Below are 16,626 nucleotides of genomic sequence, written 5' to 3' on the forward strand. Positions count from 1 at the left end.
ACGACAGTTGTGCTATTACAAACAAAATTGTTTTTATGATAGGACGCTGTTCCACCGGGTAATGCCACCGATTGCGTTGCCACACGACGCGAAAGCCGGTCCGACTAAGTCGGAGGTCCGGGCCGTCGTTCAGTCGAAACTGGCCCTCGAGGCCGACGATCACTTCGCGGAGGTCGGTTCCTGTACCGGCGCGGTCACGATCGAGGCCGCCCAGCGGGCCGACCGCGTGACCGCCCTCGAACGCAAGGCCGAGCGCCTCGAGACGACCGAACAGAATCTCGCCGCAAACGCGGAGACGATTCGGGCCGACGTCGACCTTCGCAACACCGAAGCGCCCGAGGGGTTGCCGGCGGACGCCGACGCGCTCTTTCTGGGCGGCAGCCGCAACTTCGAGGCCGTGCTCGATCACGCCGTCGAGACGGGTGTCGATCGCATCGTGATGAACGTCTCGCGTCTCGAGGTCGCAGGGCAGGCGACCGAGGCCTTCCGCGAGCGGGACATCCTCGAGGAGGTCGTCCAGTTTCAGGTGAGCCACGGCTACGAACTCGCGGGCGCGACGAGTTTCGATTCGCAGAATCCGGTCTACATGCTGGTCGGCAGTGCGACGAACGACGCAGACGGCGGCGCGACGGGAGCCGCGGACGGGAGCGGCGGTGAGGACCGATGACGCTGTACGGCGTCGGTCTCGGCCCCGGCGAAGCCGACCTCGTGACCGTGCGCGGGAAGCGTGTGCTCGAGAGCTGCGACGTGGTCTACTCGCCGGGCCGCCTCTCTCGGAGTGTCGCCCTCGAGCACGTCGACGACTCCAAGATCGGCGAGGTCGACTTCCCGATGACCAGAGATGAGGAGAAACTGCGAGCGGCCTGGAAGGAAGCCGCCGCCGAAATCGCACCCACTGCCCGCGACGGCGACGCCGCCTTCGTCACGCTGGGGGATCCGAACGTCTACTCGACCTTTGGCCACCTTCGGCGGACGATCGACGCCTTCCACCCCGAGGTCGACCTCGAGATCGTCCCCGGTGTCAGCGCCGTGACGGCCTTCACGACGGCGATGGGCGTCGAGATCGAAGCCGGAGCCGGGCTCGCACTTCGGGAAGCCCCAAGCGGCGCGAGTCCGACGGGTCCCGATCGGCTGATCCTCTTCAAGGTCACCGACGCGCCGGCGACCCACGAGGGCCTCATCGAAGCCGGTTACGACGTAACGTACGGCCGCCGATTGTTCATGGTACAGGGTGACACGATCGTCACCGACGACCCCGCCGACGTCGACGAGCGGGATTACTACACGCTCGCCTACGCGGAGAAAGAAGATCTCGAGGTCGAACAGGCGACGGCAGCCTTCCAGCGAGATAGTGACACCGACTCGAGTGCTGACACGGAACTGCCCGATGGCGACTCGAACGGTGAGCCAGTGGCAGACGGCGGGAAGCTGGTTGCACTGGAGCGCGCGGAGGGCTGTGAACACGGCGACTGCGAGGGGCATCGATGACCGACGATAACGATCCCCAGGATGCGATCGACGCCCAGGGCGAGCGGCGGCGCGAGGATCTGGACGACCGGATCTTCGACCACAGTGCCGGCGACGATCAGGAGGGGGTTCCCTTCGTCGGTGCCGGTCCCGGCAACCCACGCTTGCTCACCGTCGCCGGCAAGGAACTGCTCGAAGCGGCCGATCTCGTCGTCCACGCCGGATCGCTGGTCAACAGCGAACTCCTCGAGGCGTACTGTGATCACGCCGAACTGGTCAACTCCGTCGGGAAAGATCTCGAGGAACTGATTCCGCTGATGCGCGACGCCTACGAGGACGGCGAGAACGTCGTCCGGCTGCACAGCGGCGATCCCGCGATCTACGGGGCCGCCCTCGAGCAGATGGACGCCTTGGAGCACGAGGGCGTGCCGACCTACTTCGTCCCGGGGGTCACGTCCGCATTCGCCGCGAGCGCGACGCTGCGGACCCAACTCACACTGAACGAGGTCTCGAATCACGTCGCCTTCACCCGACCCCAAGGCAAGACGCTGACTGCGGAGGAAGACCACATCTCCGAGTTCGTCGGGATGGGCGACGTGACGACCTGCATCTATCTCGGAACGCACGCCGTCCGCGACACGATGGATCGGCTGCTCGAGGACGGCCACGATCCGGAGACGCCGGTCGCAGTGATCTATCACGCCTCGTGGCCCGACGAGGACGTTATCGTCGGCTCGATCGACGACGTTGCGGACAAAGTCGAGGACGCCGGCTATCGGGCCTCGGCGCTGGTCGTCATCGGCGACGCCGTGACCGGGGCGGGCTACGAACGCTCGTACCTCTACGGCGACTGGGCGAACCGCGGCAGCGAAAGCCCGGACTGACCGCACTCGAACGCCGATCGACCCTTGTTCCGCGCCGCGTCGTGCTAACGTTCAAAAGGGATGGCGCGGCCAACGGTGGTATGATCGCCATCGCCGGATCGAAAGGTGGCTGTGGCACGTCCACAGTGACGCTCGGCCTCGCCGAGGCCTTCTCTCGGGTCGAGGCGCCGGTACTCGCCGTCGACGCCGACAGACAGCTACCGAATCTTCACGTCGTGACCGATCTCGAGCGGACGCCAACGCTTGCGGCGCTCGAGAACGACACCGACCTCAGAACGATCGCCCAGCAACACCCTCGAGAACCGCTCGCAGGCGTCGTTCCCGCGCCGAAACCCGAGCAGGCCGTCGGGTTCGAAACACTTGCGTCGAAACTCGACCACGACGGGCCGGAAGTGTTGCTCGATTGCCCCTCGGGTGCTGGGCCTGACGTGGTCGATCCGCTGGGACAGGCTGCGGGTGTGATCGTCGTCGCCGGCAGTACCGAACGGAGTCTGGCGGCGACCGAGACGACGATCGAGATGGCTCGTCGTCTCGGAACACCGGTCTACGGTGCAGTTTTGAACAGGTGTACCGAGATTCCCGAGCGGGCACTCGCGTGGGATGGCGTTCCGTTGCTCGGGTGTGTCCCCGAGCGTCCCTCCCCGCTGGTCAACGACGAGGTCGCGTCAGCCTTCGACGATATCGTCACGGCCCTTCAGAATCAGTCGCCAACCGACCGGGCGCCGCCGGAGTACGCCGGCGAGTTGCTGCCGATCGGAACCGACGAACTCGACTACCGGCTCGGCGGGGGCGTCCCACCCGGTTCGCTCGTCGCGTTCGTCGCCGATCCCGCGAGCCAGGCCGAGCAGGTGCTGTATCGGGCGACTGGGGTCCGCGGAACGCTGTATCTCTCGAGCGAACGAACGCGAGCTAACGTTCGCCGGGCGATCGAATCCAGTACGGTCGCCACCGCAGTTCCGACGGTCAGACGCGTCGCCGGTGAGGACGCTCTCGAGGAAGCGCTCGCGTTGATCGACAAACTGCCGGACGCGGCGAACGTCATCGTCGATCCGATCGACGCGTTCGAGCGCCGCGACCGGGCGGCCTACGTCTCCTTTCTCGAGGCCTGTAAGGAACGAGTGGTCGAGACCGAAAGCGTCGCCATCGTTCACTGTCTGACCGACGATCCACCACACCGATCGGCGACGCTGCGGGCTGCCGACGCCGTGTTCGAACTCAAGACGGCTGCCGGCCAATCCAGCGACGACACGACTCGTGTCGGTACCGGCGCCTACTCCCTCTCGATTCCAAAGTACCGACCGGGAACCGCAGTGACCGACGGCGTGATAATCGATCTCGACAGCGGTCCAATGTCGGCACCCGTCCAGTCCCCGCTCGAGTCCGATTGACCATGACCGGATTGCCATACGACATCCTGATCGCGGTCGCCTACGGCCTCCTCGCTGGGTTCGTTCCTGCAGTGGGAACCGGTCTGGCTGCAATCGGTCTCGGACTCGCACTGGATCGCCAGCTCTCACTTGCCGTCGGGGCAATCGCGACGGCCTGCCTCGCGGTTGCGACGACGCTGGCTCTCGGCGTCATCACTCTCGAGTCGGGGGGACGGACGATACCACAGCTCCTCAGCATCGCGAGCCTCGCGGTCGGCCTCGGCCTCGTCGCGACGAGCCAGGGCAACCAGATCGCAACCAGCGTCCCTCGAGACCGACGCCACACGTTCGTGAGCGGGCCGACGCTCACCGCCGACGCCATCGATGCCGTCGACGCCGTCGGACAGGTGACGATCCGTCCGTCGGGACCGATCCGCGAATTCGACGGCTATCCGTCCGTCCCAGCGACCCTCGAGTATCGTCTCGAATCCAGTAGCTGGCGACTCCCTGCGGACCTCCAGCTATCGGCACTCGAGTCCCGTCTCGAAGCGCGACTCCGCACGAATTACGACCTTGCCCGGACCGACGTCTCGATCGACGGCCGCGGGAGGGCGACGATCACTGCGGCTCCACCGACGGCAAGCCTCGCGAGCGGTCTCGACGCCGGAACGCGGGCTGTTACTCTCTCCGGACTGCTCCCGGCAGGACTCGCGGGCGGCGACGTCGTGTCGATCGTCACGGAAGATCGACAGATTCGGGCGGACGTACTGGCGGTCGGCAACAGGCCGGTCGAACGCGACACGAACGCCGAGATCACCGATACCGCCGAAACCGATCGCCCATGGGCTGGTCGTGGCATCGTCGGTGGCCCTGGTCAACTGACGGTCGCCGTCGAAACGACCGACGCCAGCGCGTTGCTCGAGACGAGTGACTACCGTATCTTCGTCCGACCGAGTGGCGACGATCACGAGTTCGAAGCGGCGACGCTGCTGGCGGCCGCGGGCAAACCGATGAGAACGATTACTGATGGCGACCCGCCCGACGAAGAGACGCTCGCGGTCGAGCGAGACGGTCGCTGGCAGCTCGCGACTGGGGATTCCGGGGCTGCAACCGGCGACAGTGACGATTACGGCGATATCGATCGAGCGTTCGTTGTCGGTCCCTCGGCGGGGGCGAGCGATCGATGATCGATGTCGTCGCGCTCTGGGAGCTAGCCCGAACCGTCGCAATCGGAACTGTGGGATCGGGACTGCTCGCGGCAATCGTCGGCGGGTTCGTCGCCGGCTGGTATCGCTCGCGGACGAAACGAGCGCCGCCGGCCGGAACCGTACCGATGATCGGGCTCGCTGCGGTGACGGGCTACTGGCTCGTCGTCGCCGCCACCACGGGCTCGATCGTTCCCGGCGCACCACTCGAGCACCAACTCAGCGCAGGCATGCTACTCGCGACGGTGGCAGTCGCCGGAGTCGCTGGGACGGTCGGCGGTCGCTTCGTCGATCGACTCGCGTGTCAGGTCGGTGAGATCCCGCGACTCGAGGCCGATGGTGAGCCAGCGGCCGCAGTCCGCGATGCGAGACTCGCCGTTTCCCTCGAGTTGCCGGCGACGATCGACGACGCCGAGGGATATCGGCCGGTGGACGAGTCGACGACACGGCGACTCTCGGGCACGACGATCGAATTACCACACGCGCTCTCGATCGACGAACGTCGTGACCGGATCGAGCGCCAACTCACGGCCGACTACGATATCGACTACACCGACGTGACGATGGCCGAGGACGGCACCGTCGATCGGGTTCTCGTCGGTCGCCACGCGCCCGGTCTGGGAACGACGGTACCACCGAAGACCGTCGGCGTGGCGATTCGCGCCGAATGCCCGTCCGAGGCGAGCCTCGGCGATTCGGTCGAAATCTGGTCGACTGCAGCGGGCGGTCGGTTGCTCGCGACCGGGACACTTCGTGCGACCGACGGGTCGATCGCGACCGTCGTCGTCGACGCCGACCGCACACCCGCTCTCGCGGACGACGAACGGTATCGGCTGGTGACGCGGCCGGCCGGGCCGACCGGCGGCTACGAGTTCGCGTCGACGCTTCACGCGCTCGAGGCGACGGTCAGCACGATCACGGTCGAACCCGACGGCGACCTCGTCGGCGAGTTCGTCGGCTGGCTTCCCGGGCGCGTTCTCGTGATCGATCGGGACGACGACCTTCTCGCCGTCCCGGAGACGAACGAACCGCTTCGGGCCGGCGATACGTGTTGGGTACTCGCACACCCCGACGAACTGACCGATTTCGATCCCACGACGCCGGCCGTCGAATCGGGTCACGAACCACCACAGACGGCCAACTAAGCAACCGATGGTAACACTCGAGACGAGCGTCGTTCGGACGAACGGCGTGACGACCGTCCGTGTAGTGATCGATAACCAGCACTCGACCCACCAGGCCGTTCGCCTACAGAGCACGCTCGAGGGGCCGGTCTGGCCACCGCGACGCGACGGCGTCGTCGACCCGCAGTGGGACGGCGACATCTGGGACGGAACGATCCGATCGGGCCGAACTCGAGGGATCGGTTTTGCGAGTCCGGCACCACCGACCGATCCACCGGTCGACATCGTCTCGAGCGACCGTCTCGAGGCCGACGACCTGAAACGATCGCCAGGCGAGATACTCGCTGCGCTCGATGGCTGGCGGCCGAGCAACGAGGTGCTCGAGTCCGAGCGATGATCGTCGCCGTTGCTGGCGGAAAAGGCGGCGTTGGCAAGTCGACGACGGCTTGGAATCTCGGCTTCGAACTCGAGGCGGTCGTCGTCGACGCCGATCTGTCGACGGCCGATCTCCCGCCGGGATCCGGCCCGAATCTCCACGATGTCCTCGCCGGCTGCGCCGACCCGACCGAGGCGACCGAGACCGTCAACGCGGTGTCGGTCCTGCCGTGTGGCCGAACGCTCTCGGGCGCCCGAGCGGCCGCGATGGACGAGCTTCCCTGGGTGCTCGAGCGCCTGGAGCGGGCGTACGATCGCGTCGTGGTCGACTGTCCGGCGGGGGTAGCCCGTGATGTCGGTACCGTCTTGCGGGCAGTCGACCTCGCCGTGCTCGTGACGACTCCCGAGCGGGCGGCGCTGGTGGATTGCTGTCGGACGGCGAATCTCGCCGATTCGCTCGAGACGCCGGTCGCCGCGCTCGTCCTGAATATGGCCGATCGGGCGCGACACGGGTCGATCGCCGACCGACTCGGGCGGCGGTTAGGCGTCGGCGTGACGATCGTCGACTCCCAGCCGGTGGTCGCCGATGCACAGGCACGCTGGCTGCCGGTTCGGACCCACGGGGCCAACGCGCAGGCGGTATCGGCGTTTCGATCGGTCGTCGACCGGCTCGAGGATGCGATGGAGAGACACATGCGCCGGTCTGGCGCTGCTTGGTCGTCCCGCCGACGCACATCGTGACGATGCGTGGAACGGACGAACCGGGAGTACCCGGAACACCTTTTGCCTTGACGGGAATCCCTCCAGGTATGATCGACGAGACGGTCGAGGAGATTCAGGAGATGCAGACACACAGCTCCTCGGTGGTCGCCGTGAACGCGACCCGCGCCCTCGAGGAACTGCTCGAGCGGGAGTTCGCGACGGTCGAGGAGTACGAGCGATCGCTCGAGCGAAACGGCACGGTGCTCCGGCGGGCCAATCCGTCCCACGCGTCCTTACAGAACGCTGTTCGAGGCGTCGTCGAGGACATCGCAGAGACCGATCACGACACGGTCGAAGCTGCGAAAGAACACACCGCAGAACGGATCGATGCCGTCGTTGCCCGCGTCGAGTCGGGCAAGACTCTCGCTGCCGAGGCCACCGCCGAGTACCTCGAGGACGGCGTGACGTTGCTGACTCACGACTACTCTTCGACGGTGCTCGAGGCGCTCGAGGTCGCGACCGAAGCGGGCAAGCAGTTCGAGGTGTACGTCACCGAAGCCAGGCCGCGGTATATCGGCCGCAAGACGGCCCGCGAACTCGCAACCGTCGAGGGCGTCGAGACGACGATCATCACCGACAGCGCACACGGCTACTATCTCGAAGAGTGCGATCGCGTTCTCGTCGGTATGGATTGTATCGTCGACGAGACGCTGTACAACCGCGTCGGGACGTTTCCGATCGCCGCGACCGCGGCCCAGCTCGAGGTGCCGGTGACGGTCGTCGGATCGGCGTCGAAACTCGTCGACGACGGCTTCGTCTTCGAAAACGAGTTTCGATCGAGCACCGAGGTAATGCTCGAGCCCGCCGAAGGATTTGGCGTGAAAAACCCCGCCTACGACGCGACGCCGGTCGAGTTGCTCGAGAGCGTCATCACTGACGAAGGTCGTCGGGAGCTGTAGATCGTCATCGTCGCCGGACAGTCACTGACTCGTGGCGACAACCTATCCCGGTCTCCGGTGTAGACGGGGTATGCGTCTCGTTCAGGTGTTCGTGCCCGCGGGTGAACTCGAGCTCGTTCTCGAGACGATCGAGGATGCCGGCGTCGACTACGCCGTTGCCGAGGAGACGAGCCACGACGAGTTCGAAGCGGTCGTCTCGATTCCGGTCCCACCGGCTGCCGTCGAACCGCTGCTGTCGGCGTTTCGCGACGCCGGACTCGACGACGACTCCTACACGATCGTGACGGCCGCCGAGACGATCGTCTCGGATCGAACCGACGACCTCATCGGCCAGTTTTCCGGGACGCGGATCTCTCGAGAGGAACTCCAGTCACGAGCGATGGATCTCGCGCCGGCGGCGTCGACGTACTACGTGTTGCTCGTCGTCAGTACGATCATCGCGACGGCCGGCCTGTTGCTCGATTCGGCGGCGACGATCATCGGTGCGATGGTCGTCGCGCCGCTGATGGGGCCGGCGCTCGCGGCGAGCGTCGGTGTCGTCGTCGACGACGACGAGCTCGCGACGCGGGGCGTGACGCTCCAAATCGTCGGACTTCTCGCGTCGGTGGCGACGGCGGCGGTGATCGGCTGGGTGCTCAGGGGAACGGTCTTGCTCCCGCCGGGGTTCGACATCACGACGGTCCCCCAGATCCAGGAGCGAATTACCCCGAACGTGTTGGCGCTGTTTCTCGCGTTGGGATCGGGGATCGCGGGCGTCGTGAGCCTCGTGCGCAACGTCGGCTCGGTCCTCGTCGGCGTCGCGATCGCGGTCGCGCTCGTGCCGCCGGCGGCGACGGCCGGCCTCGGCATCGCCTGGGGCCACCCGACGGTCGTCGTCACCGCCGGGACGCTCGTGCTCGTCAACCTCCTCTCGATCAACCTGACCGCGCTGTTGGTACTGTGGCTCTCCGGCTACCGGCCCCACCGAGGGGCGAGCGTCGAGCGGGTCTACGGCCGTCTCCGGTCGCGCGTCGTCGTTCTCTTGGTCGCGATCGCCGTACTCTCGCTCGTCCTCGGGGCCGTCACCTACGGCACCTACCAGACTGCGTCGGTCGAACACGACGTCCAGACCGAACTCGAGTCGATGAGCGACGACCCCGTCTTCGCCGAGTTGCAGTTCCGAGCGGTCGGTGTCGACTACGAACTGATCGACATCTATACCGGTGACGTGCCATCAGTCACCGTTCTCGTCGAACGGCCGCCCGGCCAGCAAGAACCGCCCGACTTCGCCGAAAGCGTTCGCGAACGTCTCGAGGCCGCGACGGGCCACGATCTCGACGTGGCCGTCGAACTCGTCGATACGCAACGCAGCGAATCGTGACGGAATCGGTGACCGGCGGCGGATGGCCGTCGTGGCTCCCGACGGATCAGCGCCAACCTAACATAAATATGATGATCCCTTGGATACCCCGTTTCGAGTTAGATTCGACAACTGTCCGGATCTATTGACCGTCCGTATAATACAGAGATTACTGGGTCACAACGTTTATTTCGATCCTTGCCCGCCACACTGTATGGACGGCTGTCCCCACACACAAATGACAACAAAATGGTCTCTTTCTCACTATTCGTCTCTCGAACCATCACAGAATAGAGGTATCTTTCGATGAGCGGGACAGATGTCAGCGTCGGCATCGTCGGACTCGGGGGAATGGGAAAACTTCACGCGCGGAGCCTCGAGACGCTCGGTGCGGATGTCGTTGCCGGGGCAGACCTCGTCGAGGCCCAACGTCGGCAGTTCGAAGACGAGTTCAGCGCACAAACGTACGAAACCCACGAGGGGCTCGTCGGCGAGGTCGACGCCGTCGTCGTCACCACGCCGAACCGTTTTCACGAACCGATCACCGTCGCTGCCCTCGAGGCCGGCTGTGACGTTCTCGTCGAGAAACCACTGGCCCACTCGCTCGAGAGCGCGGAACGAATCGTAGCCGCAGCCGCCGAAGCCGACGGCATCTGTATGGTCGGCTTTCACAACCGGCACGCGGCGTCGATGGCGATGTTCGAGGACTACCAGTCTCAGGGCCGATTCGGCGAGTTGACACACGTCGAAGCGAACTACGTTCGCCGACGCGGCGTCCCCGGTCCGGGATCGTGGTTTACCGATCCAGAACTCGCCGGCGGCGGTGCGTTGCTCGATATCGGCGTCCACGCACTCGATCTCTCGCTGTACGCGCTCGGATTCCCGGAGATCACCGAAGTCTCGGGGGTGACACGAACCACCTTCGGCGACGGCGCCGACTACGCCGATCCGGAGGGGTTTGGCGACAGTTGGGACGCCGAAACCGAGGCCTACGAGGTCGACGACTCCGTCAGCGCCTTTATACGCTGTGCGAACGGCCAGACCATCTCGCTCGAGGCCGCCTGGGCGACCAACCGCGAGGAGAGCATGGACATGCGTATCCGGGGCACCGAGGCGGGCGCACAGTTCGACATCGGCGAGACGAATCTCACGGTGCTCGAGGCCGGCACCGGCGGGTGCGATCACTACGCCGACGTCGAACTCACCGGAGATTCGTCGATGAAGGGTTACACGGCGCAGGACGAGCGCTTTCTCGAGGCCGTCCTCGCCGGGACCGAACCGGCGACCAACACGATCGAACAGGCGTTGACCGTCCAGCGAGTGATCGACGCGATCTACCGCTCGAGCGAGTCCGGTCGCTCGGAGACGATTTCGATGCCGATGCTCGAGACGAGCGCTCGAGCAGACTGACGACGCCGACGGGCCGAACGACAACGGTCACGTAACTGAGTTCCAACAGACCGCCTTATACGGTTTCCTGTCCGTCAGTGCCGGCCCAGTCGCGACCCGAGCGGCGGCTGGGCCGGGACATCGGTACAGTAATCCGTATTAGATGACGTCGTCGAAGTCGTGGTGGCCGTGGATATCGACGCCCTCGTCGGTGATCTCACAGAGGAAAACGCCGTTGCCGGAGCCGGTGTCGCGTTCGGCGGCGGATTTGATCCCGCGGGCGGCGATGGTCGTCGCCTCGTCGTTCGAGAGGTCGTCCTCGTAGGCCTGTTCTAAGTGACCGTAGGCAAGTTGCATGCCCGAGCCGGTGACGGTGTAGTCGTCTTCCATGACGCCGCCGGCGGGGTCGATACTGTAGACGTGGCTGCCTTCCTCGTCGACGCCGCCGAGGATGGGATGGATCGCGAAGAACGGGCCGCCGCGGGCGAAGTTGCCAGCCAGCGTCGCGAGCGCGTCGATGCTCATGTCCTCGCCGCGTCGGGATTCGTAGAGGTTGACCTCTGCACGCAGCGTCGAGATGAACGACTGGGCGCCGCCGACGCTGCCGACCATCGTCAGTGCGGCGGTGGGGTGGATCTGCTCGACCTTCTGGACGTTCTTGTTCGAGACGAATCGGCCGCCGAGGCTGGCGCGCATGTCCGTCGCGATGACGACGCCGTCGGCGGTCGTGATCCCGATCGTTGTCGTACCGGTCTTGTTGACGTTGTCGAGATCGGCACGCGTCAGGTCGTTCTGGGGCTGCGAGCCAACTTCCGGCTCGTATGGGTTCGGGTTGCTCGCCAGCTTGTCGGCGGTGCGGGAGAACTCCGAGTCGTGTGTGGGCGTTCGCATTGACAGACCCTTACGCCCGACGCGGTATAAAACATCGGCGTTCGCGGTAGCCGGTCGGCGCGGTTCGTGGCCACGGTTCGGATCGATAGACGGCGCGACTGTAGACCGGTTCGGCGACCGACAGCGAACAGTATATTTCCCGCCCGCCCGAAGCGACGACCGTGCAACTGGTCGGCTACGAACCGCGTGGGCGAGGGTCGGCGCTTCTCACCGCAGATGGCGGCGAGCTGACGCGACACCCACTCGAGGCCGGCGCGGACCTCTCGTTCTCGCTTGGCGAGCGCCACTGCGCCGGGACGATCGACGGCGGCGAACACGTCGCCTGCGATCGGTCGGCGACGCCGTACTGCGAGTATCACACCAGCACGTGGATCTGCGCCCGCTGTAGGGGAACCTGCTTGAAACCGGAGATGGACTGCTATCAAACCCACGCGGTCTACGTCGCCGCTTTCGCCCCCGAGACGTTCAAGGTCGGCGTCACCAAACTCGAGCGTCTCGAGACCCGACTCAGAGAGCAGGGCGCCGACCGGGCTGCCCACGTTCACACGGTCTCGAACGGCCGGATCGCTCGGGAACTCGAGGCCGAAATCGCCGAGCACCTCGTCGATCGGGTCCGGATAGCGACGAAAGTCGCCACGCTCGGCCGCACGGTCGACGAGGACGCCTGGGAGGCGGTTCTCGAGGCGTTCGACGTCATCGATCGCTACGCGTTCGACGACGATCCCCCGCTCGAGTCCCAGCCGGTTCGCGAGACGATCGCTTCGGGGACGATCCTGGGTGTGAAAGGGCGGCTGCTGGTCGTGGAGAACGCCGGCACAAACTACGCCGTCGACATGCGAGATCTCGTCGGTTACGAGCTCCACGACGGAGACACCAGCCGGAACGTCCAGTCTTCGCTCGGCTCGTTCGGGTGAGACAGATCTGCTGTCCGAGAGTACCGAAGACCGTTCCGAGCCGACCGAACTCGAGTTTACACGCCGTCGCCCGTCGGATTCAAAACATGGCAACCCTTTTCCGCGCCGGTGGAGAAGCCGGTGGTATGTCGGACGACAACGAATCCAACGACGGAAGCGACGAGGGAGAGGAGAAATCCTTCCGCGAGCGAGTCGAGGAAATTCGTGAAAAGCGCGCTGAGGAAGGCGAGGGCGAGGAGGGCGAACCGCCGGAGAGTCCGTTCGGCGGCGGTGGCGGCCCCGGCGGGATGGGCGGTGGCGGCAATCCGTTCGCCCAGATGATGGGCGGCATGATGGGCGGCGGTGGCGGCCCACCGGGCATGGGCGGCGGCCCCGGCGGTCCCGGCGGCCCAGGCGGACGCGGTGAGGAGGCCGGCAACGAGGAGCTCGTCCAGGAAGTTCGCCAACTCCGCGACGAGATGCGCGACCAGACGCGCGCGCTCAAGCGCATCGCCGACGCGCTCGAGGACGACTAAGCGAAACGCTCGCGATCGATTCGTTTTCCCGTCACCCCATCGGCTCCAGTCGCAACTGTCGTTTCGACGGATTAACCGGGCGACACAGCGTTCGGGTCGGACGGGGCTTCGATCGAACGGCTTTTGCAACGCCACCGGCTATCAGCGGGCAATGGACGTACTGATCGTCGGAGCGGGATCGATGGGGACGTGGTTCGGCCGCGCCGTCGACGGATGCGTCACCGTCACCGATGTCGACCCCGAGGCTGCACGCGAAGCCGCGGACGCGGTCGGCGCCACCGTCGCCGATCTCGAGGCCGAAGGCAGCTACGACGTCGTCTGCCTCGCGGTCCCGATGACACACGTCACCGACGCGATCGAGGCCCACGCCCGACGAGCCGACCGGGCGGTCGTCGACGTCTCGGGAATCATGGAAGCGCCCCTCGAGGCGATGGACGCGGCGGTACCGGATCGAGAGCGACTGAGCCTCCATCCCCTGTTTGCACCCGAACGCGCACCCGGGACGATCGCGGTCGTTCGCGATCGATCCGGGCCGGCGACTGACGCCATCCTCGAGACCCTCGAGGAACGGGGCAACGAGTTACTTGAGACGACGCCGAGCGAGCACGACGAGGCGATGGAGACGGTACAGGCGGCGACACACGCCGCGGTGCTTTCGTTCGCGCTCGCGGTCGAGCCGGCGCCCGAGGGCTTCGAGACGCCGATTTACGAGCAACTCGAGGACGTTCTGGAGCAGCTGACTGCCGGGACCCCACGGGTGTACGCCGATATTCAGGGTGCCTTCGACGGCGCGGATGCCGTCGCCGACGCCGCCGCCGAGATCGCCGACGCAGAGCCGGCCGCGGTCGAATCGCTGTATCAGGAGGCAGCCAAGCGGTGGCAGTCGGACGAGCGAGCCGACGAAACCGATTCGACCCCCGATCGACCGGGTGATGCCGAATGACCGACCAGCGCGAGGCCGTCCGCTCGAACGCGAAGTACCTGCGCAACGTTCGCCCGATCGATCCCGACGAGATCTGCGAGTACGTTTCCGGAACGCCCCATCCGGCCGTCGTCCGCCAACTGCTTCGCGAGGAGGCGGTCGACCTAGGGTTAATCGAGCGCGACGACGGCACCTTCGTTCCGGTCGACGACGATCCCGTTTCGCCCCGTCGAGAAACGATCACGGCGCTGCCAGCGACCTACGAGCGATCCCTCGAGGAGTTGCTTGCCGACCGGTACGGCCCGAACTGGGAGGCAGGCGCGAGCGGCGACCTACTCCGGTCGACGATCCGCCGGTTCAAAGCCAGCTACCTCGAGGGTCGAGCCGTCGACTACGACGAGGACGTGGCGGCGGGCTACGCGATCTATCACCTGCCGAGTTACTACGCGGCCGTCCAGTACGCCCTCGAGGACCTGACCGACCGCGGGCTGCTCAGTCGAACCCTTCGCGTGCTGGATATCGGTGCCGGCGTCGGCGGTCCCGCGCTCGGGCTCTGTGACTCCCTCCCAGAGAACGCCCTGCTCGAGTACCACGCGGTCGAGCCAAGCGCCGCGGCGGACGTTCTCGAGACACTGTTGAGGGAGACGGATCGGAACGTTCACACGACGATCCACCGGACGACGGCCGAGGCCTTCGACCCCGCCGAGGCGCTCGGTGACGAACGGGTCAGCGACGCCGACGCCTTCGATCTCGTGCTCGCCTGTAACGTCCTGAGCGAACTCGCGGAGCCGACCGCGGTCGCCCGCTCGGCATTGGAGTGGCTCGCGCCCGACGGCACCTTCCTGGCAATGGCGCCCGCCGACAAGAATACCAGCATCCTGCTTCGCGACATCGAACGCGAACTCGAGGACGAACCGATCGGCGAGCACGACGGTGGGTCGACAGCGGGGAGTGATGACGGATCAGCCGGGGAGCGAGACGACAACACAGCTGCCAAGAATCCCGACCGCGTCACCGTCTACAGTCCGACGGTACGGCTCTGGCCCGACGACCGTCCCACCGATCGCGGCTGGTCGTTCGACGTGCGCCCCGACCTCGAGGTCCCGGCCTTTCAGCGACGGCTCGACGAGGCGACGCCCGCAAGCGACGACGAGCACACTCCCGGCGAGTTCGTCAACGTCGACGTCCAGTTTGCCTACTCGGTGTTGCGACGCGATGGCACGCGACGCATCGAGGCGAGCCTCGAGACGAGCAAGTGGGCAAAAATGGCCGAGATGGAACGGCACGTCACCAACCGTATCGATCTCGTCGGAGCGAAACTCAGCCACTCGCTGAGCGATCACGGCGACCACGGTGGCGCCAATCCGCTGTTCAAGATCAGCGACGGCAGCGAGTCGCTCGGTCACTACGCCGTCCTCACCAACGAGACGGCGCTCAACCGGACGCTGCTGGAGGCCGACTACGGGACGGTGCTGTCGTTCGAGTCGATCCTCGCGCTCTGGAACGACGACGAGGGGGCGTACAACCTCGTCGTCGACGAGGAGACGATCGTCGATCCGGTCGCCTAACCTCACGCTGATCGGCTGCGCGCTCGCGTCCGTCTCGAACACGATCATGACTGTCCACCACCAAGGTGGCCGGAAGCGGTGGGCTTTTCGCGCCGGCCACGGACGAACCGGTATGAATGATTCTCTCGAGATTCTGCTGACGAACGACGACGGGATCGGCAGCACCGGGATACGGGTGCTCTACGATGCGCTCGACGAACACGCCAACGTGACGGTCGTCGCTCCCGCGACCGATCAGAGCGCTTGCGGACGGTCGATCTCGCACTCGGTCGAGGTCTCGGAGCACGAACTCGGGTACGCGGTCCACGGGACGCCCGCCGACTGCGTCGTCGCCGGACTCGCGGAACTCGGCCCGTTTCCCGATCTCGTCGTTTCCGGCTGTAACGAGGGTGCGAACCTCGGCGAGTACGTCCTCGGTCGATCCGGAACCGTCAGCGCGGCCGTCGAAGCCGCCTTCTTCGATGTCCCGGCAATCGCGACCTCGATGTACGTGCCCGTCGAGGACGGCCCACTCTCGGCGATCGATCTCACTGGCGAGAACTTCGCCGACGCGACCCGCGTGACAACGTTTCTCGCCGAACACGCCCTCGAGGCCGGCGTCTTCGATCACGCGGCCTATCTCAACGTCAACGTCCCGATCGCCGACGGCGAACCGGCACCGATCGAGATCACGCGCCCCTCGAAGCGCTACGAGATGGACGCCGAGCGAGACGGCGACACAGTCCAACTACAGGATCGAATCTGGGAGTCGATGGATCCCGAGACCATTCCGGATCCCGACGGAACCGATCGCCGCGCCGTCTCGGAAGGGCGCATTAGCGTCTCGCCGCTTACCGCGCCCCATCCGACGAACCACCACAAAACGCTCGAGGCGCTCGCCGACACCTACGCCGAATCCGTTGGAATCAGCGGCTCACGAGCGTGATACGGGAGATATTCTACGGTCGCGCTGTCATTCGCAAGCGAGGGGCCTTTTCCAAATGGCGACGGTATCGCAATCGTGAC

The 16,626-nt window shown here is 65.8% G+C and carries 17 protein-coding genes; 16 read left to right on the top strand and 1 reads right to left on the bottom strand.

Annotation, left to right across the window (positions count from 1 at the left end):
• Positions 1-61: 61 nt before the first annotated feature.
• The 11 genes from cbiT (at position 62) to D8Y22_RS03710 (ending at position 10,832) form a co-directional block, all read left to right on the top strand.
• Positions 62-667, top strand: a complete 606-nt coding sequence (gene cbiT / locus D8Y22_RS03660; RefSeq protein WP_141463368.1) for a precorrin-6Y C5,15-methyltransferase (decarboxylating) subunit CbiT — start codon at positions 62-64, stop codon at positions 665-667.
• Positions 664-1,488, top strand: coding sequence for a cobalt-factor II C(20)-methyltransferase (locus tag D8Y22_RS03665; RefSeq protein ID WP_141463369.1), 825 nt, complete (start codon positions 664-666; stop codon positions 1,486-1,488). Before cbiT ends, D8Y22_RS03665 begins: the two co-directional genes overlap by 4 nt.
• Positions 1,485-2,351, top strand: a complete 867-nt coding sequence (locus D8Y22_RS03670; RefSeq protein ID WP_141463370.1) for a cobalt-precorrin-4/precorrin-4 C(11)-methyltransferase — start codon at positions 1,485-1,487, stop codon at positions 2,349-2,351. Before D8Y22_RS03665 ends, D8Y22_RS03670 begins: the two co-directional genes overlap by 4 nt.
• Before the next feature lie 80 nt (positions 2,352-2,431).
• The gene (locus D8Y22_RS03675) at positions 2,432-3,739 is read left to right on the top strand and encodes a DUF7125 family protein (protein WP_141463371.1); all 1,308 of its coding nucleotides are present in this window, start codon (positions 2,432-2,434) and stop codon (positions 3,737-3,739) included.
• Between the two features lie 2 nt (positions 3,740-3,741).
• On the top strand, positions 3,742-4,905 hold the full coding sequence (locus tag D8Y22_RS03680) for a hypothetical protein (RefSeq protein WP_141463372.1): 1,164 nt from the start codon (positions 3,742-3,744) through the stop codon (positions 4,903-4,905).
• Positions 4,902-6,068: a hypothetical protein gene (locus D8Y22_RS03685; protein ID WP_141463373.1), complete on the top strand. Its 1,167-nt coding sequence runs from the start codon at positions 4,902-4,904 to the stop codon at positions 6,066-6,068. The genes D8Y22_RS03680 and D8Y22_RS03685 overlap by 4 nt, the downstream gene beginning before the upstream one ends.
• Before the next feature lie 7 nt (positions 6,069-6,075).
• Positions 6,076-6,444: a DUF7857 domain-containing protein gene (locus D8Y22_RS03690; protein ID WP_141463374.1), complete on the top strand. Its 369-nt coding sequence runs from the start codon at positions 6,076-6,078 to the stop codon at positions 6,442-6,444.
• Positions 6,441-7,163: a MinD/ParA family ATP-binding protein gene (locus D8Y22_RS03695; RefSeq protein WP_141463375.1), complete on the top strand. Its 723-nt coding sequence runs from the start codon at positions 6,441-6,443 to the stop codon at positions 7,161-7,163. Before D8Y22_RS03690 ends, D8Y22_RS03695 begins: the two co-directional genes overlap by 4 nt.
• A 68-nt stretch (positions 7,164-7,231) precedes the next feature.
• Positions 7,232-8,083 carry a translation initiation factor eIF-2B gene (locus D8Y22_RS03700; protein ID WP_141463376.1) on the top strand — a complete coding sequence of 284 codons (852 nt, stop codon included), beginning with the start codon at positions 7,232-7,234 and terminating at the stop codon, positions 8,081-8,083.
• A gap of 70 nt (positions 8,084-8,153) precedes the next feature.
• Positions 8,154-9,443 carry a TIGR00341 family protein gene (locus D8Y22_RS03705; RefSeq protein WP_141463377.1) on the top strand — a complete coding sequence of 430 codons (1,290 nt, stop codon included), beginning with the start codon at positions 8,154-8,156 and terminating at the stop codon, positions 9,441-9,443.
• 285 nt (positions 9,444-9,728) lie between these two features.
• On the top strand, positions 9,729-10,832 hold the full coding sequence (locus D8Y22_RS03710; RefSeq protein WP_141463378.1) for a Gfo/Idh/MocA family protein: 1,104 nt from the start codon (positions 9,729-9,731) through the stop codon (positions 10,830-10,832).
• A gap of 138 nt (positions 10,833-10,970) precedes the next feature.
• On the opposite strand, the gene psmB is transcribed toward D8Y22_RS03710, so the two are convergent.
• Positions 10,971-11,702: an archaeal proteasome endopeptidase complex subunit beta gene (psmB, locus tag D8Y22_RS03715; RefSeq protein WP_141463379.1), complete on the bottom strand. Its 732-nt coding sequence runs from the start codon at positions 11,700-11,702 to the stop codon at positions 10,971-10,973.
• Positions 11,703-11,863: 161 nt separating this feature from the next.
• Here psmB and D8Y22_RS03720 point away from each other — a divergent pair, with 161 nt between their 5' ends.
• The 5 genes from D8Y22_RS03720 to surE all read left to right on the top strand — a co-directional run bounded on the left by D8Y22_RS03720 (position 11,864) and on the right by surE (position 16,546).
• The gene (locus D8Y22_RS03720) at positions 11,864-12,616 is read left to right on the top strand and encodes a DUF2797 domain-containing protein (RefSeq protein ID WP_141463380.1); all 753 of its coding nucleotides are present in this window, start codon (positions 11,864-11,866) and stop codon (positions 12,614-12,616) included.
• 86 nt (positions 12,617-12,702) lie between these two features.
• Entirely contained in the window at positions 12,703-13,131 is a 429-nt protein-coding gene (locus D8Y22_RS03725) for a hypothetical protein (RefSeq protein WP_174811743.1), read from the top strand.
• A gap of 151 nt (positions 13,132-13,282) precedes the next feature.
• A complete protein-coding gene (locus D8Y22_RS03730; RefSeq protein WP_141463382.1) occupies positions 13,283-14,074 on the top strand; it encodes a prephenate dehydrogenase/arogenate dehydrogenase family protein in 792 nt (263 codons plus the stop codon).
• A complete protein-coding gene (locus tag D8Y22_RS03735) occupies positions 14,071-15,621 on the top strand; it encodes a small ribosomal subunit Rsm22 family protein (RefSeq protein ID WP_141463383.1) in 1,551 nt (516 codons plus the stop codon). The genes D8Y22_RS03730 and D8Y22_RS03735 overlap by 4 nt, the downstream gene beginning before the upstream one ends.
• 112 nt (positions 15,622-15,733) lie before the next feature.
• Positions 15,734-16,546, top strand: a complete 813-nt coding sequence (gene surE / locus D8Y22_RS03740) for a 5'/3'-nucleotidase SurE (RefSeq protein ID WP_141463384.1) — start codon at positions 15,734-15,736, stop codon at positions 16,544-16,546.
• Positions 16,547-16,626: the final 80 nt, after the last annotated feature.

Source organism: Salinadaptatus halalkaliphilus, assembly GCF_006543045.1.
GTDB classification, from domain to species: Archaea; Halobacteriota; Halobacteria; order Halobacteriales; family Natrialbaceae; genus Salinadaptatus; species Salinadaptatus halalkaliphilus.